The organism is Novosphingobium sp. BL-S-33 (assembly GCF_056857025.1).
This window is the reverse complement of record NZ_CM166474.1, coordinates 703,704-730,023: the sequence shown is the minus strand read 5'-3', so window position 1 is coordinate 730,023 and position 26,320 is coordinate 703,704. Positions and strand designations below refer to the sequence as shown.

Below are 26,320 nucleotides of genomic sequence, written 5' to 3'. Positions count from 1 at the left end.
GCACCGCAGATCGGACGATATCGAGGCCGGCGCTTTGGCGGGTTCAGGGCACCACGAACGTGATTTGCGGGCCTTCTTCAAGCACGTAGTCGCCGGCCGGGAAAACCTCGCCATCGAGGATGAACGACCCGCCGATGTCGAGGTCGATCGCCCGGGTCGCGAAGCGGTGGGCGCCGCGACGGTCGAGGAACTTGCCGCCAAGGCCGAACATCATGATCAGCGGCAACAGCGCGACGATCCAGCGCACCGGCCAGTCGATCACCGCCAGCTTCATGCCGGCTGCGACATTGCGGCCGAACGGCTTCGCGCCCAGCGGGAACTTCTCGAACGTGGTGGCGACCGCCATGAAGCGCTCGTCGGGATTGCCCCGGCCGTCATACGGCAGGTCACGTCCGCTGCGATGGTCGATCAGGCGCGTCGGCGTGCTGGAGCGCCAGGGATTACCGGCGCGGCCGAACAGCGTCTGGATGATGCCCCAGAGCACGGTCAGGCCCACGGCGAAGCTGTTGAAGGCACCGCGACGGTGTGCTTCCTGGCCGGCCTCAGTCGCCAGCGCGAATGCGCCGGTGCCCAGGATGAAGCCCTGGATGCAGCCCGCGCTGCCGTCCTTCGAAGAGACGCGCAGCGGGCTGCGCACCAGCGTGTTGCCGCGATGCGCCGCCGCGAGCGCTTCGGCCAGCGACCAGTGGGTCGGCAGGCCAAGGTCGATTGCCAGTGCATTGGTCTTGCCCTTGGGCAGGACCATGAACGTCGGCCACTGATCGCCGAACACATCGGCGCCGCAAGTCAGCACATCGCGCACGGTGCCGTCGCCGCCGTCGACCACAAGGTAGTCGATCCCGCGTTGCGCAAAGCCTTCCAGCACGCGATAGAGATCGGTGCGGGTGCGCGGCGTTTCCGTCAGGATGTTGGAGCAATCGGCCATCTCGGGCGCATTGCCCTTGTTGCGATGGCTGCGCGGATTGCGAATGATGCCGACGAGCGGAACCGCACGGCCCCGACGCGCTTGGCGCGCCGGACGCGCGACCCTTTGAGGGGCCTGCTCACCGATGGTCGGCAGCGTTTCGAATTCGTAAATCGTTCCGTACACGGGCGTCTATGTAATGGCACCCGCCCCGGAAATCACCAAGAAACATTCCCTGACACATTCAAGTTACAGTTCTATGGCGGTTTTTCGGGCGTTGAAATTCCGGCAACAAATTGCGCATTTACTGCAAGCTGAAAATGCACGCGGCGCAAGCTGCCGAAATGATGGTCGCTTTGCCGGATTTCCAAATCGGTCCCGACAGATTACGGCCAAGGCCATGGCCGATACGGAAAACTCCCCCCAATCCCGTCCTGTCGTCGTCACCATTGGCGATAACCCCATGAAACTATGGGGTCTTACAATGACCCAACGCACCGCGCGGATTGCGCGGGCGAATGGCTGCGAGAACGGCGAATCCCCCGGCGCGGGCGCCGCGATCCTCTCGAACGCGACTTTTGCATGGGATCCGGCATGGTTCCGCCATGTTGCAGAGCGGCCGGGCATGGTGCTGACGCTGGGCGGCGTTCCCACGCTCGCCCATGCTGCCGATTCCGCCCAATCGGCGCGAATCGCCCAGGCCATGAAGGCCGGCGCACCGCTCACCGATTCGTCCGGAATGGATGTTGTCGCCTACGAGAGCGGGCCGACGATCGAGAACAAGCAGCTCCGCAAGCGCGAAACCCCGTTCCTGATGGCGCTGACGCGCGAGAGCGTGCGGCCGATCGAGCGGGCCAGTTACTTCGGCGCCTACAAGGGCGTCACCGACCTGCTTACCAAGTACCTGTGGCCCGAATGGGCGCTGGTGCTGACGCGCATTTGCGCCAAGCTGCACATCACGCCGAACATGGTCACCACCGTCGGCGCGGTGTTTTGCGTGATCGCCACGGTGCTGTTCGCCTTTGGCCACTATTGGCTGGGCATGGCGCTGGGCCTCGTGTTCATGGTGCTCGATACCGTGGACGGCAAGCTGGCCCGCTGCACGATCACTTCGTCGGCCTGGGGCAATGTCTTCGATCACGGCATGGATCTCGTCCACCCGCCCTTCTGGTGGTGGTTCTGGGCGACCGGACTTGCCTATTGGGGCCTCGGCTACGACAGCACGACGTTCTGGCTGGTGCAGGCCGTGATTCAGGGCGGTTATCTTGTGCAGCGCCTGATCGAGGGCGTGTTCATGCGTCAGAACGGCATGATGCACATCCACGTGTGGCGCCCGTTCGATAGCCGGTTCCGCCTGATCACCGCGCGCCGCAATCCGAACATGGTGATCCTGTTCGTCTCGATGCTGTTTTCGCGTCCGGACCTTGGCCTGATCGCCGTGGCCTGGTGGACCGCGATTTCCTGCCTCGTCCACGCGGTGCGACTGGTGCAAGCGTGGACCGCGCGCGCGAAGGGCGGCAAGATCACGTCCTGGCTGGCGGACGCTTGAGCAACCTGCCGAAGGAGAATTGGCGATGAACGCGACGATGGAAAAATTCGGCTTTCCGGCGAGCCTTGTCGCTGAATTCGACCATTGGGTCGTGCTTGCGCGTCCGGCGCAGCCGACGCTGGGCTCGCTGGTGCTGGCGGCGAAGAACGAGGCCACGGCCTTCGGCGATCTTCCCACCGAGGCCCATGCCGAACTCAAGCAGGCGAGCGCCGCCATCGAAGCGGCGCTGGCCGGAGCGGTCGACTATGCCAAGCTCAATTACCTGATGTTGATGATGGTGGACCCTCATGTCCATTTCCACGTGATCCCCCGCTATGAGGGCACGCGTGAATGGCAGGGGCGCGAATTCGTCGATTGCGGCTGGCCCAAAGTGCCCGATCTGGGCCATGCGGTCGCTCTGGAAGGGGAAGACCTTGCGGCGCTCGTCGCGTGGCTCAAGGGCTTTTTCAACCTGCCCGCGTGAAGTCCTTCATCGTCTATTTCGGCGCGGCTCTGGCGGAAATCGGGGGCTGCTACGCTTTCTGGGCATGGCTGCGACTGGGCAAGTCAACGCTGTGGCTGGTCCCCGGTGGACTGCTTCTGGCCACTTTCGCGGGATTGCTGACGCTCGTCGATAGCGACAATGCCGGGCGCGCCTATGCGGCCTATGGCGGGATCTACATCACCTCCGCGCTTCTGTGGCTGTGGGCCGTGGAGGGCGTCAGGCCCGATCGCTGGGATCTGGGCGGTGCGGCTTTGTGTCTTGCCGGCGCGGCGGTGATCCTGTTGGGACCGCATCGCGCCTGACGCGCTACGAAAGCGATCACCCGCTTCCCGTGAGGAAAGCGGGTGATCCGAAATTTTAGTACATGTGCTGCCCGCCATTGATCGACAGGGTCGATCCGGTGACGAACGCGGCATTCTCCGAGCAGAGGAAAGCGCACCCGCGCGCGATCTCGTAAGCGCTGCCAAGGCGTCCGACGGGGATCTTGGCGACGATCTTTTCCAGCACCGGGGGCGGCACTGCGGCCACCATGTCGGTATCGATATAGCCCGGCGCGATGGCGTTGACGGTGACGCCGAACTTGGCGCCTTCCTGCGCCAGTGCCTTGGTGAAGCCATGGATGCCGGACTTGGCGGCGGCATAGTTGACCTGCCCGTACTGTCCGGCCTGACCGTTGATCGAGCCGATATTGACGATGCGGCCCCAACCGCGATCGCGCATGCCCTGGAAGGTGGCCTTGGCCATGTTGAAACAGCCGCCGAGGTTGATGCGCATGACATCGTTCCAATCGTCGAACGTCATCTTGTGCAGCACGCCATCGCGGGTGATGCCGGCGTTGTTGATGACGATATCGACCTGTCCGAACTTCTCGACCACATCGGCAACGCCCTTGAGCGTGGCTTCATGGTCGCCCACATCCCACCGGACAGCGGGGATGCCGGTCTTTTCGGTGAAGGCCCGCGCCTTCTCCTCATTGCCTGCGTAATTTGCAACAACGGTATGACCGCGTTCCTTGAGCGCCAGCGAGATAGCCTCGCCAATGCCCCTGGTTCCGCCGGTAACGATCGCAACACGCGCCATATCAAGCCTTTCGCTTCAGTGCACATCCACCGGCAGGCAGGCTAGGAAATGCGCGGGAGGAGGGCAAGCGTAACCCCATTCCGGAGCCAGCAATTTTGCGCCGAAATGATTGCGACAAGCGCAATCGAAATTGCATGGATGTAAACTGCCGCCTGCCATGGCGGACGCGTCAGAAGCGGAACTGGGTGCCCAGGTAGATTGCCTGCGAATCCAGCTTGCCGTCGGTCAGCGGCATCAGGCGCTCGCGGTCTTGCGAATAGCGCACGCCCGCCGTGACATCGAGGTTCTTGGTCAGGCGATAAGCACCGCCCACGTCGACTTCACCGGATTCGCCCGCGAACGTATGCGGCGCGCGGCCCGAGGGGCGCTTCTCGTCGATAGAGATGCGCGGGGCAAAGCGCGATTCAGCTGGTTCGGCCGTGCCTGCGGTAAGGCTGAACTTGCGCAGTTCGGGCGCGTCGGTCAGCGTGTGGGCCGTCGGTGCCGGTTGCGCCGCCGCCGTGTCGGGCGAGAAGTTCTGGTACCCGCGCGCAACGCCCAGGTTGAAGGCCGCCGGGGCGATGCGCAGCGTGCCGACATTGGTATCGTCACGCGCGACCTGAATGCGATTGTGGACGACAATGATCGACTTGGCCGCCTCTGAATCGACGCGGACCGCCACGGTCAAGGCGCGATCCGGACGATTGGGGGTGCCGGCCGGAGTAAACGGAAACGGCTGGCCTTTGCTCAGCGAGCGCATCGCGATCACGCGCAGCAGGTTCTCGTTCGTGGTGTCGGGATCGAGCGAATCGACGGCCGAGTCCGCATGCGGCTGTACCGCACGCAAGCTGGTCGAAAAGGCGAGTACGGCGCTCGGCAGGGCGAGCACGGTCACGCAGCCGGCAAGCATCAGGCTCGCCTTCATGCCGCCTTTCGACGTGCGTGCGCGGTCCTTTTCCATCGTAACGTCCCTGAAGGTCCTTCCACCCTGTTTTTGCCGCTGGGCCAGCTTCGGCCCGGTCGGCATGCGCGGCCATCCTCGCTCCGGCACCTTAACACAGGATGATCGCGCGCGGGAGAGGTCATCGGTGCGAGACATGGCAGATATCGGATAAGCGCAGATCCCGGATAAGCAACGCGTTCATGTGGCGTTTAGCACTCTTGCCGTTTAGCCGGCTTGCCGATGCGGGCGCACTTGCCGCCCGGGCAACGGCGGTTATAGAGGCGATGGATGGCTACCACCGGATGTTCCGGCGGATCGACGCCGAGACAGGAACTGGAAACGACATGACAGGCAGCACCGACAAGGGCCTCTTCTCCGCTCGATCGCTGGCAACTGCGGGTTTTTGTGCCGTTGCGGCGCTTGCGCTGGCAGGCTGCGGTGGCGGCCGTAAGGAAAAGCAGGTGAAGTCGGCAGCCGTGGCACCTTCGATGGTGACCACGATCGGCGTCAACAGCTACCTGTGGCGCGCAAGCCTCGATTCGCTGTCGTTCATGCCGCTTCTCCAGTCGGACAGCGCCGGCGGCGTGATCGTCACCGACTGGTACACCAATCCCAAGAGCCCGACCGAGCGCGTCAAGGTTACCGTGATGATCCTCGACAAGGATCTGCGCGCCGATGCCCTGCGCGTTACCGCGCAGCGCGAAGTGGCCGCGAACGGCGGCTGGACGGCGGCGCCGGTTCAGGCCGCGACGGTGCAGAAGCTTGAGGACATCATCCTCACCCGCGCCCGCGACCTTCGCCGCAACTCGATGGGCAACTGATCCCCGTCTGCGGGCGAATATGTGTCCGCAGACCCAATTTCGCGGGCGATCGTGTGCCCGCAGGAGACTCGATTAAGATGACCGAGCGGTTCGATCCGGCTCAGGCGGACACGCGCTGGCAGGCTGCGTGGGACGAAGCCCAGTGCTTCAAGGCTGACGACACTTCGTCGAAGCCCCGCAGCTTCGTGCTTGAGATGTTCCCCTATCCTTCGGGGCGCATCCATATCGGCCACGTGCGCAACTACACGATGGGCGACGTGCTGGCGCGGTACAAGCGCATGACCGGGCACGAAGTGCTCCACCCGATGGGCTGGGACGCGTTCGGCATGCCTGCCGAGAATGCGGCGATGGAAAAGGGCGTTCACCCCGGCGGCTGGACGCGCGAGAACATCGCCAACATGAAGGCGCAGCTGAAGCGCCTCGGTTTCGCGCTCGACTGGAGCCGCGAAATCGCGACCTGCGAGCCGGACTACTACGGCCACGAGCAGGCGCTGTTCATCGATCTCTATGAGAACGGCCTGGTCTACCGCAAGGAATCGGCGGTCAACTGGGATCCGGTCGACCAGACCGTGCTCGCCAACGAGCAGGTGATCGACGGGCGCGGCTGGCGCTCGGGCGCGCTGGTGGAGAAGCGCAAGCTCTCCCAGTGGTTCCTCAAGATCACCGACTTCGCGGACGAGCTGCTGGAAGGTCTCTCCACGCTCGACAAGTGGCCCGAGAAGGTCCGCACGATGCAGGAGAACTGGATTGGCAAGTCGCAGGGCCTGCAGTTCAAGTTCAACCTGACCGCCGAAATCGGCGGCATCGGTTCGGTGGAAGTCTACTCCACCCGTCCCGACACCATCTTCGGCGCCAGCTTCGTGGCCGTCGCCGCCGATCACCCGATCGCGCAGGCCGCTGCCGTCGGCCGCCCCGAGGTCGAGGAATTCATCGCGCTGTGCAAGCAGGGCGGCACCACTGCGGCCGAACTGGAAACCGCGGAGAAGCTGGGCTTCGATACCGGCATCAAGGCCAGGCACCCGTTCACGGGCGCCGATCTGCCGGTCTACATCGCCAACTTCGTGCTGATGGACTACGGCACCGGCGCGGTCATGGCCGTTCCGGGCCACGACCAGCGCGACTTCGAATTCGCCACCAAGTACGGCTTGCCGATCTTGCGCGTCGTCGCGGCGAGCGAGGCCGATGCCGACAAGCCGTTCGACGGTGAGTCCGAGGCTGGTGACGGCGTTTGCGTCCATTCCGACTTCCTCAACGGCATGGCCGTGAAGGACGCCAAGGCCGCCGTCATCGCGCGCGCCGAGGCCGAAGGCTGGGGTGAGGGCAAAACCGTGTGGCGCCTGCGCGACTGGGGCGTTTCGCGCCAGCGCTATTGGGGCACGCCGATCCCGTTCATCCACTGCGAGGTTTGCGGCGTGGTGCCGGTGCCCAAGAAGCACCTGCCGGTCACGCTGCCCGAGGATGTCGATTTCTCGACCCCCGGCAACCCGCTGGTCCGCCACCCGACCTGGAAGCATGTCGATTGCCCGCAGTGCGGCCACGCCGCCCGCCGCGAGACCGACACGCTCGACACTTTCGTCGACTCTTCGTGGTACTTCCTGCGCTTCGCCAGCCAGCCCGAGGATCGCCCGTTCGATCCGGCCAAGATCGCCGAATGGCTTCCAGTGGAACAGTACATCGGCGGCATCGAGCATGCGATCCTGCACTTGCTCTACGCCCGCTTCTGGACGCGCGCGCTGGCCCGCATCGGCAAGGTCGAGGTGAAGGAGCCCTTCGCCAGCCTGTTCACGCAGGGCATGGTCACGCACGAGACCTACTTCCGCATCAACGATGCCAATGGCCAGCCGGTCTACTTCTCGCCCGGCGAGATCGAGCGCGGCAGCGAAAGTGCAACGCTGAAGGCCGATGGCGCCCCGGTCGAGATCGGCCGCGTCATCAAGATGTCGAAGTCGAAGAAGAACGTCGTCGATCCCGATGAGATCGTCGCGACTTACGGCGCCGACGCGATCCGCTGGTTCATGCTGTCCGACAGCCCGCCGGAGCGCGACCTGCCTTGGTCGGAAGCCGGTATCGAAGGCTGCGGCCGCTTCGTCCAGCGCCTGTGGCGTCTGTTCGCCCAGTACGATGCTGCGGCAGAGGGCGAGGACAAGGCGATCGACCGTAAGGCGCACCAGACGGTGGCGGCGGTGGCTTCGGATATCGAATCGCTGGGCTTCAACAAGGCCGTGGCGCGCATCTACGAACTGACCGGCGCAGTCGAAAAGGCGGCCCCGTCGGCCAGCCGTTCGAACGCGATCCGCACGGTTCTGCTGCTCGTCTCGCCGATGATGCCGCACCTCGCCGAAGAAGCGTTCGCCACGTTCGGCGAAGGCCTCGTGGCGCAGGCGACATGGCCCGAAGTCGATCCGGCGCTGCTGGTCGAGGACGAAGTGACCGTGGCTGTCCAAGTGAAGGGCAAGCTGCGCGATACGCTGACCGTCGCCAAGGGCACTTCGAAGGAAGAGCTTGAAGCGCTTGCCCTTGCCAGCGAGAAAGTGCAGCGTGCACTGGATGGCGCCGAGGTGAGAAAAGTGATCGTCGTTCCCGACCGACTGGTGAATCTCGTCGCGTGAAGCGCCTGAGCGTCCTTCTCGGAGCCGTGCTGCTCTCTGGCTGCGGCCTCACCCCGATGTATGCGGGGGGAGGCAACGGCGCTGTTGCGCGCGGGCTTGCCGATGTGCAGGTCTCGACGATCGAAGGACGCGCCGGCTGGCTGGTGCGCAATGCCATCGTCGATCAGATCGGCTCGGGCAAGGCGGGCGTCGCGCCGAAGTATCGGCTCGATATCCGCCTCGACGACAAGCTTGAAGGCCTGGCGCTGCTGTCCGACGATACGATCGCACGTGAGCGCCGCACCTTGCGCGCGCGCTACCAGCTTGTGGACATTTCGAGCGGTGAGATCGTCCTCGACGCCACTGCCGGATCGGATGCGGGCATTGACGTCGTCTCTTCGGACTATGCGACGCTCGCGGCCGAGCAGACCGCGCTCGAAAACCTCTCCAAGGATGTCGCCTCGCGCATCGTCACCGGGGTCGCGCTGCGGCTGCGGGGCGATACGCACCAGTGACGTGCGCCGGTAACGCGCGGACAATGGCCCGGAATCCGTGAAGGCAACGCGCAAGGATTTTGCGGGCACAGCCGCGCGTGCCGCGCAGCAGGCCCGGGTCTTCTTCTTCTGCGGACCTGACGAGGCCGGTTGCACCGACGCTGCCGAGAAGATCGTCTCGCTGCTCACCGAGCCGGGCGAGCGGGTCGAGATGGCGGGCGGCGACTTGCGCAAGGACCCGGTCCGACTGGGCGACGAGGCGCGCTCGAACTCGCTGTTCGGCGGCACGGCGCGCCATATATGGGTGCGAGCGCAGGGCGACGAGGCGCACGACGCGGTGCAGATCCTGATCGAGAATCCGGTCGATTCGTGCCCGGTGCTGATTGTGGCCACCGGCGCCACTGACAAGTCACGCACGGCCAAGCTGCTGGCGACGCGAAGCGATGCGCTTGTGGCGATGTTCCATCCGCCGGATCTTGGAACCGTTACGGGCGCCGTGCGCACGCTGGCCAACGGTGCCGGGCTGAAACTCGGCAGCGAACTGGCCGAGCGCATTGCCCGCGCGGCCGGGCTCGATACGCGGCTGGCACGCTCGGAAGTCAGCAAGCTGGCGCTCTATCTCGATGCCACGCCCGAAACGCCGCGCCCGGTTTCGGCTGCCGATCTCGACGCCATTGGTGCCTCGACCGAGGACGACGACTTCGCACCACTGGTGGATGCCGTTCTGGGTGGGAAGCGGCCGCAGATCGGCCCGGAGCTGAAACGCCTGCGCGATCTTGGGATCAATCCGGTTGGCCTTCTGCTGGCTTTCGAGCGCCGCGCTGCGCAACTGGCCGCGTTGAACGCGCGGCTGGGGCGCGGCGGCGATGTCGGCGCACTGTTGGAGGCAGAAGCGGCAGCCCGCCGTGTTTTCTGGAAGGACAAGCCGGCACTGTCTGCCCAGCTCCGAATCTGGCGAGGACCTCGACTCGAACGTCTGGTGGCGCGCCTTGTTGCAATGCATCAATCGTTGCTTGGCAATAGTCAGGATTCGGAACTGTTATTATCCCAGGGCTTGCTGGAAATTGCGCGAACTGCATGTCTCGATGTTGAACATCGGACAAATAGAACGGGTTACCCCTAACCCCTTTCCCCATTATCTGCTACGTCCATAGAGTTGTATACGTATTCGCAACGCAGCATGAATCCGGTGCTGGGAGTTGCGAGCAGTCTGGACAACACCGGTATTAACGTGAGTTCGGCAATGGGGAGTGTTGAGCGAGTGAACGCACCATTCGCGATATCACAACAGGCACGACAGAAAGCCGAAGCCGACGAGCTTCTGGTCGCTCCGTCGCTGGAGCGCCGCCGTCTCCAATGCTATCTCGTGCTCATTCTGGGCGATATCGTTGCACTGCTGGCTGGGTTCGCCATCGCGGGATGGCTTTACGACATCGCGGACGGGGCTGCGCGCTCGCTGGTCTATGCCCAGGTTCTTTTGCCGATTTTCCTGACGCTTGCCCTCTACAACGGCTCTTATTCCACGTGTTCGCTGCGGCAGGGGTGGCGCGGCGTGTTGCGTGCGCAGGCGGCGATCATCGTGGCCGTGGCCGTGGTTGTCTTTGTCCAATTCCTGATGAAGTCATCCAGCGAATCCTCGCGCGGAGCCTTCAGTGGCGGTGTTCTGCTGGCCATGGCTCTGATGGGCTGGGCCCGGTTGCAGCTTCGCAGTTTCGTGTACTGGCGCTGCGGTGCCAATGTGATCAACGAGCTTGTCATTGACGATGGCGGGCCGCAGCTTCGTCTGCCCGGTGCGATCCGCGTGTCGGCCGCCGCGATGGGGCTGCATCCGGATCTGACGGATCCCCATTCGCTCGACAGGCTTGGCCTTGTTCTGCGGAACATCGATCGTGTCGTCATCAGCTGTCCGGCAGATCGCCGGATGAGTTGGGCGATGATCCTCAAGGGGGCCAACGTCGACGGTGAAGTGCTTGATGACGAGGTCGCGCGGCTGGGTGCACAAGGTGCCCGCGTAATCGCCAATCACGGTCTGCTGTTGGTCTCGGCTGGTCCGCTTGGCTTGCGCGAGCGGGCCATAAAGCGGCTGTTCGATGTGATGTTCGCGGGGGTTGCGATCGTTGCGCTGACGCCGCTGATGATCGCTGTGGCCGTGGCCGTGAAGCTTCAGGACGGCGGTCCGGTCTTCTTTGCCCAGCGCCGGATGGGACGCGGAAACCGCTTCTTCAACATGTACAAGTTCCGGTCGATGACGCAGGCGCTGTGCGATGTGGACGGCAACCAGTCTGCATCCAAGGATGACCAGCGCATCACTGCGGTCGGCCGCTTCATCCGCGGGACCAGCATCGATGAACTGCCGCAGCTCTTCAATGTGCTGCTGGGAGATATGAGCATCGTCGGGCCGCGTCCGCATGCGACGGGTTCGCTCGCCGGAAACAAGCTGTTCTGGGAAGTCGACCTGCGCTACTGGCAGCGCCATTCGCTTAAACCCGGCCTTTCGGGTCTTGCTCAGGTACGCGGCTATCGCGGCGCTACCGATTGCGAATCCGATCTGGTGAACAGGCTTCAGTCCGACCTCGAATATCTCGAAGGCTGGACGATCATGCGCGACATCCAGATCGTATTCCTGACCTTGCGCGTTCTGGTCCACGACCGGGCGTTCTGATCGCCCCCGCTACGTCGGCGTGCTGCTGGAAATCATTCTGACACGACAAGGGAACACGCGGCCGGCAGGGCCGCGTGTTCGGCAGGATAATCCCTGTGTTAGGGGCTTAGTTCTGCTGCCTCGGCACGTTGAAGGTGCCGGTAACCCGGCCGCCTGACGCTGACGACACGCCGCTGTTAAGGTCGATCACGAAGCGGCCGCTGCGCAGGGTATCGCCCGTGCCGCGCTTCAGCGTGGCATTGCCGACCATGGTGATGATGCGCTGGTTGACGTCGTAGATCGCGGTGTCGCCCGTTGCGGTCTGGTCCTGCCGGGTGACGATGACGTTGCCGCTGGCAGTCATGCGATTGACCTTCATCTGGCTCGCATTGGCCAGATCGATCACCGTACGGGCCGAGCGAATGCGCAGGTCCGTCTGGGTAATGTCGACATTGCCGGTGAGGACGACGCGATTCTGCCTGTCCTGCATCTCGATGCGGTCGGCACCGAAATTGACGGGCGCGTTGCTGTCGTGCCCGCCGGTCAGGGACTGCGCACCAAGCTGCTGGGAAGCGGCAAAGATGGCGAGGCCGACGACGGGCAAGGCGACGGCGGTACGCAGGAGGCCGGGGCGAACGGTCATTGGGGGATCCTCAGCTGGCCGGGCGTGATTCGCATGCGCGCATTGCCTTCGAGCGTTACGGTACGGTTGTCCAGATCGGCATGCATCGAATTGGCGCTGAAGGTGCCGCTGGGACCGGCACCGGAAACGCCGCCCGAGGCGACTGCGGTCTTCTGCTTGATGTCGATGTCCACCTGCTTGGTGGTCATGTTGTAGCCGCCGGCGCCGTTGAAGTTCACCGGGCCAGAGACTTTCATGGTGTCTTCTTCGAAATTGTAAGCCCCGCGCGGTGCAGCGATCGTGGCCGGCCCGTCCTTCATGTTCATCTTCGCATTAAGGTCGAGCATTTCGACAACCGGGACATCGGGTGAATGCTGCACGGCGGTGCCCGCCGTGACGAGAAATTCCCGGCCCGCATTATCCTGTCCGCGATAGGCGGCATTGGCCACGGCGATGCGCTGGGTGGTCACGGCGACCTTGTTGCGGTCCAGCAGGAAGCTGATCTCGCCGCGCGGCGAGAGCGGCACCAGGATCATCACGGCCGCGACGACGCCGATGCCGGTGGGCAGCGCCTTGGCGAGGAAGCCAACCAGGCGATCATGCGAACCGCCGGGCGCGGCGAAGTGCCGGCGGCGATTGAGGATCTGGATGGCTTCTTCGGACATGCGCGCGTGCTCTCCGGCTTAAGGGTCAGGCGGCTTCGTGGCTGAAGATGTCGTGATCGGGCCACCCGGCCAGATCGAGCCGCGCGCGGGCGGGCAGGAAGTCGAAGCAGGCCTGCGCGATTTCGGTGCGGTTCTCCCGTGCAAGACGCACGACGAGAATCTCGTGCATGGCGTGGAGATAGCGCACGTCCGACGCCGCATAGTCCTTCTGCGCGTCGGTCAGTTCGGCCGCGCCCCAGTCGCTCGACTGCTGCTGCTTGGAGACTTCCTTGCCCAGCAGTTCGCGCACGAGGTCCTTGAGGCCGTGGCGATCGGTGTAAGTGCGGGTCAGCTTGCTGGCGATCTTGGTGCAGAACACCGGCGCGGCAGTGACGCCGAGGTAGTGCTCGATCGCGGCAAGATCGAATCGCGCGAAGTGATAGAGCTTGAGCCGGGCCGGATCGGCCAGCACCGCTTTCAGATTCGGCGCGTCAAAAGCGCTGCCCGGCGCAAAGCGGACGAGGTGCTCGTCTCCCTTGCCGTCGGAAATCTGGACCACGCAAAGGCGGTCGCGCGGGGTGATCAAGCCCATCGTCTCGGTGTCGACGGCAACGGGTCCCGGCGCAAGCACGCCTTCGGGGAGATCTTCTTCGTGGAGATAGACAGCCATGGTCCGGAAATGCTTAGGGACTGGGCCAGGTTTTCGCAATGGTCGGATGCCCTTGCGGGCCCCGATAGCGAACAATTCGGGAGTAGCGCAGCGATGGAAGCAGCAGAAGCCATGCAGGGCGTACCCCCATCCTGGCAAGCCGCGCTCACGCCGGTGCTGGAGACGCCCGAGTCGCGGCGACTGGGCGGCTGGCTGAAAGCCGAGGAAACGGCGGGCAAAATCATCTATCCCCCGCGCGGATCACGTCTGCGCGCGCTGGAACTGACGCCGCTGGACGAAGTGCGCGTGGTGATCCTGGGGCAGGACCCTTATCACGGTCCGGGGCAGGCGCATGGGCTGGCGTTTTCAGTGATGGAGGGCGTGAAAGTGCCGCCCTCGCTGGTGAATATCTACAAGGAACTGGCAACCGACTGCGGCGTCACGGCGCCGGGCCATGGCAATCTGGAGCATTGGGCGCGGCAGGGCGTGTTGCTGCTCAACAATGCGCTGACGGTCGAAGCCGCGCAGGCCGGTTCGCACCAGAATCGTGGCTGGGAGGCGATCACCGATGCGGCGGTGGCGGCCGTTGCCGCCAAGTCGGAACCGTGTGTGTTCCTGCTCTGGGGCAGCCACGCCAAGAAAAAGGCGATGCGCGTACCCGGGTTATCCTCCAGCCACCATCTGGTGCTGACTGCCCCGCACCCGAGCCCGTTGTCGGCCTATGCCGGCTTCTTCGGCTGCCGCCACTTCAGCCGCGCCAATGAATTCCTCGAAGCCCAGGGGCGTGGGCGGATCGACTGGTAAACGCTGATGGGGGGATGGTCAGGCGGATAGGCCAGCGACCGCCTCATCCATCTCGTAGTGGTGCATGGAGCCGCCGGTGGTCACATCGCCGAAAGCGGCGCGGAAGCGGCCAAAACTGTCCAGCTTGCGCGCGGCGATATGCGCGTCCATCGAAGTCCAGACTACATTGAAGGTGAAGCGCGAGGGATTTTCCACGCCGCGCCCGAAGCGAATGGACACCACGCCTTCGCAGGCAGCGAGTTCGGGAACGCCGGTTTCACGCATGGCCTTGGCGAAGGTATCTTCCGCTCCGGGGCGAACGTCGATTTCGGCGATTTCCAGCAACATCTTGTCTCTCCCGTAATCGCCGGAATTTCGGCGCGGGCATCGTGCAGGTCAAGCATTGGCCTATCGCCAGAGCGTCTTCACATTAAGCGACGACGCACTGGTCATTGATCCCGCATTTTCCGGGTCATTGACCGAGAACGATGGAAACGAAAAGGGCGCCCGGTGAGGGGCGCCCTTTCCTGATTGCGATGCCGCGTCCGCTTAGCGTGGCAGGTCGGAAACGCCCATCAGCGCTTCGTCCACCGCGCGGGCGCACTGGCGGCCTTCGCGGATGGCCCAGACCACCAGCGACTGACCGCGCCGCATGTCGCCGCAGGACCAGATGGCCGGGTCGCTGGTGCGGTAATCGGCCATCGTCGCCTTGACGTTGCCGCGCGGGTCCAGTTCGACGCCCGACTGATCGAGCATGCCGGCCTTGCGCGGGCCGACGAAGCCCATGGCGAGGAAGATCAGGTCGGCCTGGAGCGTGAACTCGCTGCCTTCCACTTCCTGCATCTTGCCGTCCTTCCACTCGACGCGGACGCATTCGAGGCCGGTGACGTCATTCTCGCCGACGACGCGCTTGGTCAGCACGGCCCAGTCACGCTCGCAGCCTTCCTCGTGGCTCGAGGAGGTGCGCAGCTTGAGCGGCCAGTTCGGCCAGGACATCGCCTTGTTCTCGTGAACCGGCGGCTTGGGCATGATTTCCAGCTGCGTGACCGAAGCCGCGCCCTGGCGGTTGGAGGTGCCGACGCAGTCCGAACCGGTATCGCCGCCGCCGATGACGATGACGTGCTTGCCGGTGGCCGAGAGCGTGCCGCGCGGCGCGGCGCGCAGTTCGTCATCACCCGCGTTGCGCTTGTTCTGCTGGGTCAGGAATTCCATCGCGAAGCGCACGCCGGGCAGTTCGAAGCCGGGGATGTTCAGCGGACGGGGATCTTCGGCGCCGCCCGCGAAGACCACGGCGTCGAAGTTTTCCTTCAGCGAAGCCACCGAAACCGTCACGCCGACTTCGACCGAGGTGCGGAACTCCACGCCTTCGGCCATCATCTGCACCATGCGGCGGTTGATGAGGTGCTTCTCCATCTTGAAGTCGGGAATGCCGTACCGCATCAGCCCGCCGACGCGGTCGTTCTTTTCGAACACCGTCACCGAGTGGCCGGCGCGGGCCAGCTGCTGGGCAGCGGCCAGACCTGCCGGGCCCGAACCCACGACCGCCACTGACTTGCCGGTGCGCTTGGCGGCGACCTTCGGCGTGATCCAGCCTTCGGCCCAGCCCTTGTCGACGATCGCGCATTCGATCGACTTGATGGTGACCGGCTGGTCGATGATGTTCAGCGTGCAGGCCGCCTCGCACGGGGCGGGGCAGATGCGGCCGGTGAACTCGGGGAAGTTGTTGGTCGAGTGGAGGACTTCCAGCGCGTTGCGGAAGTCATCCTCGTAGACCAGGTGGTTCCAGTCCGGGATGATGTTGTTGACCGGACAGCCGGTGTGGCAGTGCGGCACGCCGCAGTTCATGCAGCGCGATGCCTGAGCCTTCAGCGTCTCGGCCGGGAGCGGAACGACGAACTCCTTGTAGTTCTTCAGTCGCTCGGCCTTGTCGCCGTACGTGCGGTCCTGGCGGTCCAGTTCGAGGAAGCCGGTTTCCTTGCCCATTTCTATTACCTTCGAATTATTCTGCGGCCACCGAAGCGGCTTCAAGCCGCTCGGCCTCGAGTTGGCGGAGTGCCTTGGCGTAGTCGCGCGGCATCACCTTGACGAACTTGGAGACGGTCGTCGCCCAGTCGTCGAGCAGCGCACGGGCCCGCTTGGAGCCGGTGTGCAGGTGGTGCCGTTCGAGCAGTACGCGCAGGCGTTCCGCGTCGTGGCGCAGCATGTCGCCCATGCCGAGGTCGGTGACGCCGTTGGTCCGCTGCTGCGGACGGCCGGCACCGTCTTCCTCGTCGGCTTCGGCCGAGAACTTCACGAGATCGACCATGGCGGGATTGCACAGCTTTTCGAACTGGCCGTCCTCGTCATAGACGTAGGCAACGCCGCCCGACATGCCCGCCGCGAAGTTGCGGCCGGTCTTGCCGAGGACGGTCACCACGCCGCCGGTCATGTACTCGCAGCCATGATCGCCGCAGCCTTCGACCACCGTGACGGCGCCCGAGTTGCGCACCGCGAAGCGTTCGCCGGCGACGCCGTTGAAGAACGCCTCGCCCGAGATCGCGCCGTAAAGCACGGTATTGCCGACGATGATGTTCTGCAGCGGATCGCGGTTCACGTGGCCCGGCTGGCGGACGATCACGCGGCCACCCGACAGACCCTTGCCGACATAGTCGTTGCCGTCGCCGGTCAGGTCGAGCGTGACGCCGTGGGCAAGCCAGGCGCCGAAGCTCTGGCCGGCAACGCCGGTGAGCTTCACGTTGATCGTGTTGTCCGGCAGGCCGGCATGGCCGTAGCGACGGGCGACTTCACCCGAAAGCATGGCGCCGACGGTGCGGTTGACGTTGATCACCGGCTTTTCGATCCGAACCGGCTCACGCTTGTCCAGCGCGTCGGCGGCGGCTTCGATCAGCACGTTGTCCAGCGCATGCTCCAGACCGTGGTCCTGCGTCTGGCTCCAGTTGAGCGAGGGGCTGTCGCCCAGCGGGGCCTGATAGAGCACCTTGGACAGATCGACGCCCTTGGCCTTCCAGTGGGTGATCGCCTTCTTCATGTCGAGACGGTCGACGCGGCCGACCATCTCCGCGATCGTGCGGAAGCCCAGCTCCGCCATGATCGCGCGCAGCTCTTCGGCCACGAAGAAGAAGTAATTGATCACGTGTTCCGGCTGGCCGGTGAAGCGCGCGCGCAGCACCGGGTTCTGGGTGGCGACGCCGACCGGGCAGGTGTTTAGGTGACACTTGCGCATCATGATGCAGCCGGCCGCGATCAGCGGGGCAGTGGCGAAGCCGAACTCGTCGGCGCCGAGCAGCGCCGCGATGGCCACGTCACGCCCGGTGCGCAGACCGCCGTCGGCCTGAACCACAACGCGGCTGCGCAGGTTGTTGAGCAGCAGCGTCTGCTGAGTTTCGGCAAGGCCGATTTCCCAAGGCGAACCCGCGTGCGTCAGCGAGGTCAGCGGCGAAGCGCCGGTGCCGCCTTCGTAGCCCGAGATCGTGATGTGGTCGGCACGCGCCTTGGAGACACCTGCAGCCACCGTGCCGACACCTACCTCGGACACCAGCTTCACCGAGACTCGCGACGTGGGGTTCACGTTCTTGAGGTCGTGGATGAGCTGCGCGATGTCCTCGATCGAGTAGATGTCGTGGTGCGGCGGCGGCGAGATCAGGCCGACGCCCGGCGTCGAGTGACGCGTCGCGCCGATCGTCTTGTCGACCTTGTCGCCGGGCAGCTGGCCGCCTTCGCCGGGCTTGGCGCCCTGGGCCATCTTGATCTGGATGTCGTCGGCGTTGACGAGGTACTCGGTGGTGACGCCGAAGCGGCCCGAGGCAACCTGCTTGATCGACGAACGCATCGAATCGCCGTTCGGCAGCGGCTTGAAGCGGCTGGGATCCTCGCCGCCTTCACCGGTGTTCGACTTGCCGCCGATGCGGTTCATGGCGAGCGCCAGCGTGGTGTGCGCCTCCCACGAAATCGAGCCGTAGCTCATCGCGCCGGTGGCGAAACGCTTGACGATATCGGCGGCCGATTCGACCTCTTCGAGCGGCACCGAAGCACCGGGCACGAAGTCCATCAGCCCGCGGATGGTCAGCAGGCGGCTGGACTGGTCGTTGATCGACTGCGCGAACTCGCGGTACTTTTCGGGCACATTGCCGCGCACCGCGTGCTGGAGCGCGCCGATGTTCTCCGAAGACCAGGCGTGTTCCTCACCGCGCACGCGCGAGCCGTAGATGCCGCCCACGTCGAGCATGTTCGCGTAGATCGGATCGTCGCCATAGGCCGTGGCATGGCGGCGGACGGTCTCTTCCGCGATCTCGGTCAGGCCGGCGCCTTCGATGGTGGTGGCGGTGCCGGTGAAGTACTTGTCCACGAAGGCGGTCGACAGGCCGACTGCGTCGAAGATCTGCGCGCCGCAGTACGACTGGTAGGTCGAGATGCCCATCTTGGACATGACCTTACGGATACCCTTGCCGATCGCGTAGATGTAGTTCTTGCGCGCCTTTTCGGCAGTTACCGGCAGGTTCTTGCGAGTGCGGATTTCCTCGATCGTCTCGAAGGCGACGTAAGGGTTGATCGCTTCCGCGCCGAAGCCTGCCAGCACGCAGAAGTGGTGCACTTCACGCGCTTCGCCGGTTTCCACGACAAGGCCGGTCTGCATGCGCAGGCCCTGGCGGACGAGGTGATGGTGGACGGCAGCCGTCGCCAGCAGCGCCGGCATCGGGATGCGGTCCGGACCCTGTGCACGGTCGGACAGAATCAGGATGTTCTTGTCCGCCAGCACCGCCTCGGTGGCCGCCCAGCACATTTCCTTGATCGCCATCTCCAGACCGGTGGCGCCGGCAGAGGCGTCCCAGGTCATGTCGATGGTCTCGGTGCGGAAGGCGCCGTCGAGCGCGGCTTCGACCGAGCGGATCTTGGCCAGATCCTCATCGGTGAGGATCGGCTGGCTGACTTCCAGACGCTTGTGCGAACCGGCGTCATGACCCAGCAGGTTCGGGCGCGGGCCGATCATCGAGACGAGGCTCATGACCAGTTCCTCGCGGATCGGGTCGATCGGCGGGTTGGTGACCTGCGCGAAGTTCTGCTTGAAGTAGTCGTAGAGCAGGCGCGAACGGTTCGACAGCACCGGGATCGGCGTGTCGGTGCCCATCGAGCCGAGCGGATCGTCCGCGTCCACGGCCATCGGTTCGAGGAAGCGCGAGGTGTCTTCCTGCGTGTAGCCGAAGGCCTGCTGGCGATCGAGCAAGGTGCCGGTCGGTTCCGGAAGCTGGGCCAGTTCGGGTTCGATCACGTCGAGGTCGGCGAGGTTGTACTGCGCCATCTCAAGCCACTTCTCGTAAGGCTCTTCGCCTGCGAGCTGGTTCTTGATTTCCTCGTCCTCGATGATGCGACCTTCTTCGAAGTCGATCAGCAGCATGCGGCCGGGCTGGAGGCGCCACTTGCGGACGATGTTGTCTTCCTTGATCGGAAGCACGCCCGATTCCGACGCCATGACGCAGAGATCATCGTCGGTGACGAGGAAGCGCGCGGGGCGAAGTCCGTTGCGGTCCAGCGTGGCGCCGATTTGGCGGCCATCGGTGAAGGCCACGGCGGCCGGGCCGTCCCACGGCTCCATCAGCGCGGCGTGATACTCGTAGAACGCGCGGCGTTCCGGGGTCATCAGCGGGTTGCCCGCCCATGCCTCGGGGATGAGCATCATCATCGCGTGGCTCAGCGAGTAACCGCCGGCCAGCAGCAGTTCCAGCGCGTTGTCGAGGCACGCGGTGTCCGACTGGCCGTGTGGGATCAGCGGCCACATCTTGTCGAGATCGGCGCCCAGCAGCTCCGATTCCATGGTGCGGCGGCGGGCGTTCATCCAGTTCACGTTGCCGCGAACCGTGTTGATCTCACCGTTGTGCGCCATGAAGCGGAACGGGTGCGCCAGCTTCCAGCTGGGGAAGGTGTTGGTCGAGAACCGCTGGTGGACGAGGCCGAGCGCCGAGACGAACTCGGGATTGCGCAGATCGTCGTAGAACGAGCCGACCTGGGTCGCCAGCAGCAGGCCCTTGTAGACGATCGTGCGGGTCGAGAAGCTGGGCATGTAGAGCTCGGTGAGCCCCGGCATGTTGTGCTTTTCGGCCATGGCCGTCAGCGGGTTCTGCGTCTGCTTGCGGATCGCCAGGATCTTGCGCTCGAACGCGTCCTGATCGGCGCAGTTCTCGCCGCGGCCGACGAAGCACTGGCGGATCACCGGCATCGATTCGAGCACGGTCTTGCCAAGGCCGTCAAGAGTCACCGGCACGTCGCGCCAGCCGATCAGCGACTGGCCTTCCTTGGCCACGAACTTTTCGAAGGTCTGCGTGATCAGGTCACGGCAGGCGGTGTCCTGCGGCAGGAAGCACATGGCAACGGCATAGTCGCCCGGCTGCGGCAGTTCGACGCCGGCGCTCTTCGCCCAGCTGCGGAACAGCCCATCGGGAAGCTGAGTCAGGATTCCCGCGCCGTCACCCAGCAAGGGATCGGCGCCCACCGCACCGCGGTGGTCAATATTTTTAAGGATTTCCAGTGCCTGGGTAATAATGGCGTGGCTTTTGTTACCTTTGATATGAGCGACAAAGCCCACACCACAAGCATCGTGTTCATTACGCGCATCATAAAGGCCCTGGGGCTTAGGAAATCCCATCGATAAAACCCATCCTGTCGTTGTCCGGGGTTCGCACCATGCGCCTCGCTCTGGCGCGCGCGAATCGCACGCGGCCAAAATCCGCCATGGTGTCCCCTAGCGCCCCCATGACGATTACGGCCTCGATTTGCAACCGCGAAGGCGCAAGTCTGCGAAGATTTAGTGCGTTGACACGGTAAAAATGGGAATTTTGTTGTCCGTTTCGGATGCGCAGAAGGCGGAAACGGGCGTGCGATGTCGCGCCGATCGCGGGAAATGATCGCCGAGAAGACTTTTTGAGGCTCGGGCAGATCTTTGCGCTGCACTGCGATGGCCGCGAATGCGCATGCTTGCCCGGGGTTCGAGGACGAATCCGGCCCCGGATAACCCTTCCGTCGCCGGGAAGGGGGCCGCCTTGCGGGTAATGTTCAAAATCGACGGGGCGCTGTCAGAGCGCCCCGCGTGGGTCGAGGCGAACGGGAATACGCCCCGTCAGGCGGCCCCGCTCATCCGTTGCAGCGTGGCGAGTGCGGCGCGCAGGGCCTTTTCGGTCTCGGCGGGATCGGGGCGGCCGGGGGGATCGAACAGGCGGGCGCCGGGGAGCTGCGGCGCAGCGAATGCCGTCGCGGCATCATAGGGCGCGGGATCATGGGAGGCAGCGAAGCCATCCTCCACGATGGGTGCCTCGGAAAGCACGGCGGGCGCGTGTTCATCGAAGCGGGCGAAGGTCGTTCCGTCGTCCGCAAGATCGCCATCCAAAAGGGCGGCGCTTTCGTCTTCAAGGCTGATGAGCGCTTCGCGGGGCGCGGCCCGGCGCTGGAGGCTCAGGAGCGAGGAATAGCCTTCATCCAGGACGCCTTCCTCGACCATGTCCGCGCCATCGTCGGCGAAATCGTCGTCTTCGGCAAGGTTCACGCAGACTTCGTCCTCTTCGTCCCCGTCGTCGGTCCCGGGGAGGAAGTCGTGGCCGCTGGCGAGGCGGGCCATCGGGCGGTCGGACGGATTCTCGTCAGCAGCCCCCTCGGGGGCGGCGGGCATGACGATGTGGCGCGGCGGGATATAGCCCGGCACGGCGTCATCCTCGTCGAAAGCCGTGATGCCAACGGGACGCAGCGCCGCGGGGATTCGTACGGGCGCGAAGGCCCTGGGCTCGGAGGCCTCGGGCTCGACAACCTCGGGCTCGGTGACTTGCGCCGTGTCGGCGTGTGTCCAGTGACCGGTGCCGAAGGGGATTTCGGATTCATCGAGATCGCGCGGAGAAAGGTCCTCGATCGGCTGGACCGGTTCATCATCGGCTCCGGCCGCCGCTGCATAGTCGGCGCGCACGCCGTAAGGCGGCGGAGCGAAGGGCGCCGGTGCGAAAGGCGGGGGCGGCGCGAACTGGGCAGTCGAGGCAAGCGACGCGAAGCGCGGGAGCATGGGCGCGGCAGGGGGCGTCGGATCCTCGAACGCGGTTTCCGGCTCATCTTGCGCGGGAGCCTGCGTGGCGGGGGAGGGCACGACCGAAAGCGGCGCCGCCTGGACAAGCGCGCGTTTGCGGCGCTGCTCTTCCATGGCCAGCGCGAGGCGCTCCAACAGCTCTACGTGCGAGAGATCGTCCAGAGGAGCGGCAATGATGCGGTCGGCGCTTGCCGAGACGGGGGCAGGGGCTGCCTCGGTGGTCTCGGCTGCCAGCGGTGCTTCCTCGATGTCGTCCTGGACGGCGTCATCGATCGGGGCGGATTGTTGCGGGGTTTCGGTTTCGTACGCCGAAGGCGCGAACGATTCGCGTGCGCGGGCATAGGCCTCGAAGAGGCTGGCTGCGGGAGCTTCCGCTTCCGCGTCCTCTTCGTCGTCGTCATCCTGTGCATGTTCGGGATCGGCCCACGCCGCCGGCGAGAACGCATCGGCAAGGTGCGGAAAGGCCTGGGCTTCTTCCTCGTCCGCGCAGGGCGGCGTGGCTGTCTCGGCGGCGTAAGCCGCCAGACGGGACGCAAAATCGTCGTGCTCCTGCGCGGCGCTTTCGTGTTCGTCAGCCGGATGGACGATCGCTTCAGGCTCGGCCGGCGCCGCGACGGGGGCGGGCGGCGCATAGTCGTCGAGATCGGAGAGTTGGAGGATGGCCGTCGCGGCGGTGACCGGTTCGGGTTCCTCGGGCACTTCGACAGGTGCGACGAAGCTGCGGCGACGGCCGGGAAGGCGCGCGGCGGCAGGCGCTTCCTTGACGGTTTCCTCGAACGCGCCGGTCAGATCGTGCATCGGCTCGCTCTGGGAGGCTTTGGGTGCGGCAAGGCGCCGTCCGAGCACGACGCCGACAAGGCCGCCGATTCCGGTCATTCCCAGGGCAACCAGTAGCCGGGCGGTCACGCCAAGCGGCGGCGCGGCCATCGGGATTGCCTTGGCAAGGCCGGTCGCTTCCACCAGCCGCTCGATTGCGGCCGTGCCCAGCGCCATGCTGCCAAGCCCGCACAGCGCCGCGAACCACAAGGCAACAATCGCCGGGAAAAGCGGATGGCGCGTGATCGGCTGCATGCCATTTCCGTCCCGCTGCGGGCCGCGTTCCTGTTTCGCCACCTTCTTCACCTCTGCTGATCCCGGTCGAACGCCGCTGCCCGGTCAGGCAGCGGCATCGAGTCCGTTTTGAACCTTATCGACTGGCAGTATTTGGTAAACGTCTCGATAACGGCGCACATTGCGCGCCCAGTCGTGGCGGGCGCCGACATGGTCGTGTCCGGCCGCGCGCAGGCGTTCCCAGCCGTCACGATCGGCAAGCAAGTCGGCCAAGGCCTTGGCGCAGGCGGCGGGATCGTCGGGTGCGAAGAGCGTGGCGGTCACGCCGTGCTCCACCAGTTCCCGGTGCCCGCCGACGCTGCTCGCCGCTACCAGTTTGTCCTGCGACATGGCCTCCAGTGGCTTCAGCGGTGTGACGAGATCGGTGAGTCGGCTGCGTTTGCGAGGATAGGCCATGACGTCGCAGAGCGCATAATACCGCTCGACCTCATGGTGCGGGACGCGGCCGATGAAGCGGATTGCATGCGCGGCGCTGGAAGCCTCCGCCTGTTCGCGCAGTGCCGCCTCGCGGGGCCCGCCGCCGACCAGCAGTAGCCGCGCATCGGGTTGACGTTCGAGCAGCAGCGGCATGGCGGCGATCAGGTCGTCGAGACCTTCGTAATCGTAAAAGCTGCCGATGAAGCCGATCACCGGGCAGGGGCGGCCATCCACCTCGAAGCCCAGTTCGCGGGCCAGCGATCCGTCGCGCACTGCCGGTTCGCCGAACAGCGTGAGATCGACTCCGTTGGGTACCACGGTGATTTTTCCGGGCGGCGTCCCGCGCGCGACAAGATCGGCGCGCAGTCCCTCGCAGATCGTCACTACGGCGTCGGCCTTGGCGACGACGCGGCTCTCCAGCGCGCGAATCAGGCGGTACTTGGGCGAGCCCTCGGTGCCGGTGCCGTTGCCCACGGCGGCATCTTCCCAGAAGGCGCGGATCTCGTAGACGCAGCAGATGCCATGGCGGCGCGCCACGCGCAGCGCGGCAGTGCCGCAGAGCGCGGGCGAATGGGCATGAATGACGTCGGGCCGCCATTCGCGCACGGCAGCCTCGATCCCGCGCTCGAACAGCGCGATTTCGCGCCATTCGCGCCAGAGCGGTGGGCCACTCGCCGTGCCGGGGCTGCGGTGGAAGGTGAGGTCGTCGAACCGCTCGCGGGCCTCTGCGCCGGCGTGGTAGCGCGGGCCGGTCACCCCGCGCACTTCCCATCCCATAGCGTCCTGCGCTTTCAGGATCGCGCGGGTGCGGAAGGTGTAGCCACTGTGCAGCGGCAGCGAGTGGTCGAGGACGTGGAGAACCCGGGTCATGACCGGAATGCCTAACGAAGAACGCTTAACGCCCCGTCAACCCGGCGCTGCTAGCGCTTTCGGTTCATGGTCGACATCTTCGCCCTTGCCCTGAGCCATGGCTTGCTGGCGCTGGTCGCCTGGCGCCTGCTGCTGCGTCCGGACCTCGATGTCGAGGCGGGGCAGGCAGAACGGCCGGCTAAGCGCGACAGCGGCAAGCAGGATGGTACCCGTCCGGTGCGGCGCAGGGTGGTCTGGCATCGCGGTTCCGAAGAGGCGGACGGCGATGCTTGATCTCGGCCTCACGGCTTTCCTCGCCTGCTTTCTGGCGCTCGGCTTCCGGCGGCCGTTCCTCTGGGTGCTGTGCTATCTCTATGTCGACATCGTCGCGCCCCAGCTCATTTCCTGGGGTATCCTTTCGCACATTCCGATCTCGCTCATGGCTTTCGCGGCGGCGTTCGGCGGCTGGCTGCTGTTCGACGACAAGCGCGACACGCGTTTTACCTTCCGGCAAGGCCTGCTGACGGCGCTGCTGATCTACTGCGCGGTCAGCACGTTGACGGCGGTCTATCCCGAGGCGGCACAGGAGAAGTGGGCCTGGGTGTGGAAGGCTTTAGTCTTCGCGATCTTCCTGCCGTTTACCCTACGCACGCGGCTCCGGATCGAGGCAGTGGCGCTGGTCATGGTGCTTTCGGCGAGTGCGTTGATTATCGACGGCGGCATCAAGACGGCGATGGGCGGCGGTGGCTATGGCTCCCTGCGCATCTTCGTGGAGAGCAACACCGGCCTGTTCGAAGGCTCGATCCTGTCGAGCGTCGCCATCGCGATCATCCCGCTGATTCTGTGGCTGGCGAAGCACGGCACGATCTTCCCGTCCGACTGGCGCGTGAAGCTGTTCGCCGCCGCGCTGATCTTTGCCTGCGCGCTGATTCCGGTGGGCACGCAGGCGCGTACCGGCCTTGTCTGCCTCGGCGTGCTGTGCCTGTTCTATCTGCGGACGGCGAAACACAAAGTGTTGATTGCCGGCGGCATGGCACTGGCCGTCACGCTGGCGGTGCCGTTCCTGCCGTCCTCGTTCCTCGCGCGGATGGGGACGATCGAGAACCATCAGGCCGACCAGTCCGCCAGCACGCGAATCGGCGTGTGGAAATGGACGTGGGACTATGTGAAGCAGCATCCGATGGGTGGCGGCTTCGTGGTCAACATCGCCAGCAAGGTGGCCTACGACACCGTCGCGACCAACACGGACGGTGGCAATACCACGATCACGCGGACGCGCGTGGTGGAGGAAGGCCGCGCATTCCATTCCAGCTACTTCGAGATGCTGGGCGAGCAGGGCTTCCCCGGCTTCGCGCTGTGGATCCTGCTGCAACTGACTGGCCTCGTGCAGATGGAACTGATTCGCCGCCGCTGGAAGCATCGTAAGGAACCCGAAGAGGCATGGGCCGCGCCGCTGGCCGTGGCGCTGCAACTCTCCCAGATCGTCTATCTGATCGGATCGCTGTTCGTGGGCATCGCTTTCCAGCCCTTCATCCTCATGCTGGTGGGCCTGCAATGCGGGCTGTGGAGCTACTTGCGCCGGATCGAACGAAGCGCCCCGACGATACGGCAAGGCAAAGTAACGATCCGGGCTGCAAAGTCGGGCCGGACCGGGCTTGCGAATCCGGTTACGCACCCCTCCGATATGGCGAAATCCCTATGATCCAT

The 26,320-nt window shown here is 64.9% G+C and carries 22 protein-coding genes; 11 read left to right on the top strand and 11 right to left on the bottom strand.

The window, feature by feature from the left end:
* Nucleotides 1-43: 43 nt before the first annotated feature.
* On the bottom strand, nt 44-1,090 hold the full coding sequence (locus AC1VVM_RS03300) for a diacylglycerol/lipid kinase family protein (RefSeq protein ID WP_132389685.1): 1,047 nt from the start codon (nt 1,088-1,090) through the stop codon (nt 44-46).
* A gap of 298 nt (nt 1,091-1,388) precedes the next feature.
* Between AC1VVM_RS03300 and AC1VVM_RS03295 the strand changes: the two genes are divergently transcribed.
* Genes AC1VVM_RS03295 through AC1VVM_RS03285 form a run of 3 tightly spaced genes read left to right on the top strand, consistent with a single transcriptional unit; the run spans nt 1,389 to nt 3,239 of the window.
* On the top strand, nt 1,389-2,453 hold the full coding sequence (locus AC1VVM_RS03295; protein WP_482955838.1) for a CDP-alcohol phosphatidyltransferase family protein: 1,065 nt from the start codon (nt 1,389-1,391) through the stop codon (nt 2,451-2,453).
* A gap of 25 nt (nt 2,454-2,478) precedes the next feature.
* Complete coding sequence (locus tag AC1VVM_RS03290) at nt 2,479-2,916, top strand: HIT domain-containing protein (protein ID WP_482955837.1); 438 nt, start codon at nt 2,479-2,481, stop codon at nt 2,914-2,916.
* The gene (locus AC1VVM_RS03285) at nt 2,913-3,239 is read left to right on the top strand and encodes a YnfA family protein (protein ID WP_482902754.1); all 327 of its coding nucleotides are present in this window, start codon (nt 2,913-2,915) and stop codon (nt 3,237-3,239) included. The genes AC1VVM_RS03290 and AC1VVM_RS03285 overlap by 4 nt, the downstream gene beginning before the upstream one ends.
* Before the next feature lie 55 nt (nt 3,240-3,294).
* On the opposite strand, the gene phbB is transcribed toward AC1VVM_RS03285, so the two are convergent.
* Both phbB and AC1VVM_RS03275 read right to left on the bottom strand, forming a co-directional pair.
* Entirely contained in the window at nt 3,295-4,017 is a 723-nt protein-coding gene (phbB, locus tag AC1VVM_RS03280) for an acetoacetyl-CoA reductase (protein WP_132389693.1), read from the bottom strand.
* 169 nt (nt 4,018-4,186) lie between these two features.
* On the bottom strand, nt 4,187-4,957 hold the full coding sequence (locus tag AC1VVM_RS03275; RefSeq protein ID WP_132389695.1) for a hypothetical protein: 771 nt from the start codon (nt 4,955-4,957) through the stop codon (nt 4,187-4,189).
* A gap of 326 nt (nt 4,958-5,283) precedes the next feature.
* Here AC1VVM_RS03275 and AC1VVM_RS03270 point away from each other — a divergent pair, with 326 nt between their 5' ends.
* From AC1VVM_RS03270 to AC1VVM_RS03250, 5 genes are all read left to right on the top strand, one after another.
* Nucleotides 5,284-5,760, top strand: coding sequence for a DUF3576 domain-containing protein (locus tag AC1VVM_RS03270; protein WP_132390542.1), 477 nt, complete (start codon nt 5,284-5,286; stop codon nt 5,758-5,760).
* Nucleotides 5,761-5,837: 77 nt separating this feature from the next.
* Nucleotides 5,838-8,369, top strand: a complete 2,532-nt coding sequence (gene leuS / locus AC1VVM_RS03265; RefSeq protein ID WP_482902753.1) for a leucine--tRNA ligase — start codon at nt 5,838-5,840, stop codon at nt 8,367-8,369.
* A complete protein-coding gene (gene lptE / locus AC1VVM_RS03260) occupies nt 8,366-8,863 on the top strand; it encodes an LPS assembly lipoprotein LptE (protein ID WP_132389699.1) in 498 nt (165 codons plus the stop codon). Before leuS ends, lptE begins: the two co-directional genes overlap by 4 nt.
* A 37-nt stretch (nt 8,864-8,900) precedes the next feature.
* Nucleotides 8,901-9,965, top strand: a complete 1,065-nt coding sequence (gene holA, locus AC1VVM_RS03255; protein WP_132389701.1) for a DNA polymerase III subunit delta — start codon at nt 8,901-8,903, stop codon at nt 9,963-9,965.
* Nucleotides 9,966-10,103: 138 nt separating this feature from the next.
* A complete protein-coding gene (locus AC1VVM_RS03250; protein WP_132389703.1) occupies nt 10,104-11,504 on the top strand; it encodes a sugar transferase in 1,401 nt (466 codons plus the stop codon).
* A gap of 106 nt (nt 11,505-11,610) precedes the next feature.
* Here the strand turns inward: AC1VVM_RS03250 and AC1VVM_RS03245 are convergent, their stop codons facing one another.
* The 3 genes from AC1VVM_RS03245 to AC1VVM_RS03235 are packed head-to-tail and all read right to left on the bottom strand — an operon-like array spanning nt 11,611 to nt 13,419.
* Complete coding sequence (locus AC1VVM_RS03245; protein WP_132389705.1) at nt 11,611-12,126, bottom strand: LptA/OstA family protein; 516 nt, start codon at nt 12,124-12,126, stop codon at nt 11,611-11,613.
* The gene (gene lptC, locus AC1VVM_RS03240; RefSeq protein WP_132389707.1) at nt 12,123-12,770 is read right to left on the bottom strand and encodes an LPS export ABC transporter periplasmic protein LptC; all 648 of its coding nucleotides are present in this window, start codon (nt 12,768-12,770) and stop codon (nt 12,123-12,125) included. Before lptC ends, AC1VVM_RS03245 begins: the two co-directional genes overlap by 4 nt.
* A gap of 25 nt (nt 12,771-12,795) precedes the next feature.
* A complete protein-coding gene (locus AC1VVM_RS03235; RefSeq protein WP_132389709.1) occupies nt 12,796-13,419 on the bottom strand; it encodes a ribonuclease D in 624 nt (207 codons plus the stop codon).
* Between the two features lie 93 nt (nt 13,420-13,512).
* Here AC1VVM_RS03235 and ung point away from each other — a divergent pair, with 93 nt between their 5' ends.
* On the top strand, nt 13,513-14,202 hold the full coding sequence (gene ung / locus AC1VVM_RS03230) for a uracil-DNA glycosylase (RefSeq protein ID WP_132389711.1): 690 nt from the start codon (nt 13,513-13,515) through the stop codon (nt 14,200-14,202).
* Nucleotides 14,203-14,220: 18 nt separating this feature from the next.
* Here the strand turns inward: ung and AC1VVM_RS03225 are convergent, their stop codons facing one another.
* From AC1VVM_RS03225 to AC1VVM_RS03205, 5 genes are all read right to left on the bottom strand, one after another.
* Nucleotides 14,221-14,529: a putative quinol monooxygenase gene (locus AC1VVM_RS03225; RefSeq protein WP_132389713.1), complete on the bottom strand. Its 309-nt coding sequence runs from the start codon at nt 14,527-14,529 to the stop codon at nt 14,221-14,223.
* A gap of 201 nt (nt 14,530-14,730) precedes the next feature.
* Nucleotides 14,731-16,164 (bottom strand): glutamate synthase subunit beta, encoded by a 1,434-nt coding sequence (locus AC1VVM_RS03220; protein ID WP_482902752.1) that lies wholly within the window; start codon nt 16,162-16,164, stop codon nt 14,731-14,733.
* A gap of 16 nt (nt 16,165-16,180) precedes the next feature.
* Nucleotides 16,181-20,818 carry a glutamate synthase large subunit gene (gltB, locus tag AC1VVM_RS03215; protein WP_482902751.1) on the bottom strand — a complete coding sequence of 1,546 codons (4,638 nt, stop codon included), beginning with the start codon at nt 20,816-20,818 and terminating at the stop codon, nt 16,181-16,183.
* Nucleotides 20,819-21,289: 471 nt separating this feature from the next.
* Nucleotides 21,290-23,350 (bottom strand): hypothetical protein, encoded by a 2,061-nt coding sequence (locus AC1VVM_RS03210; protein WP_482902750.1) that lies wholly within the window; start codon nt 23,348-23,350, stop codon nt 21,290-21,292.
* A 42-nt stretch (nt 23,351-23,392) separates the two neighbouring features.
* Nucleotides 23,393-24,634, bottom strand: a complete 1,242-nt coding sequence (locus tag AC1VVM_RS03205) for a TIGR04063 family PEP-CTERM/XrtA system glycosyltransferase (protein ID WP_482955836.1) — start codon at nt 24,632-24,634, stop codon at nt 23,393-23,395.
* Nucleotides 24,635-24,700: 66 nt separating this feature from the next.
* On the opposite strand from AC1VVM_RS03205, the gene AC1VVM_RS03200 reads away from it, so the two are divergent.
* Entirely contained in the window at nt 24,701-24,907 is a 207-nt protein-coding gene (locus AC1VVM_RS03200; RefSeq protein ID WP_482902748.1) for a hypothetical protein, read from the top strand.
* A complete protein-coding gene (locus AC1VVM_RS03195) occupies nt 24,900-26,315 on the top strand; it encodes a putative O-glycosylation ligase, exosortase A system-associated (protein WP_482902747.1) in 1,416 nt (471 codons plus the stop codon). The genes AC1VVM_RS03200 and AC1VVM_RS03195 overlap by 8 nt, the downstream gene beginning before the upstream one ends.
* Nucleotides 26,316-26,320 lie beyond the last annotated feature (5 nt).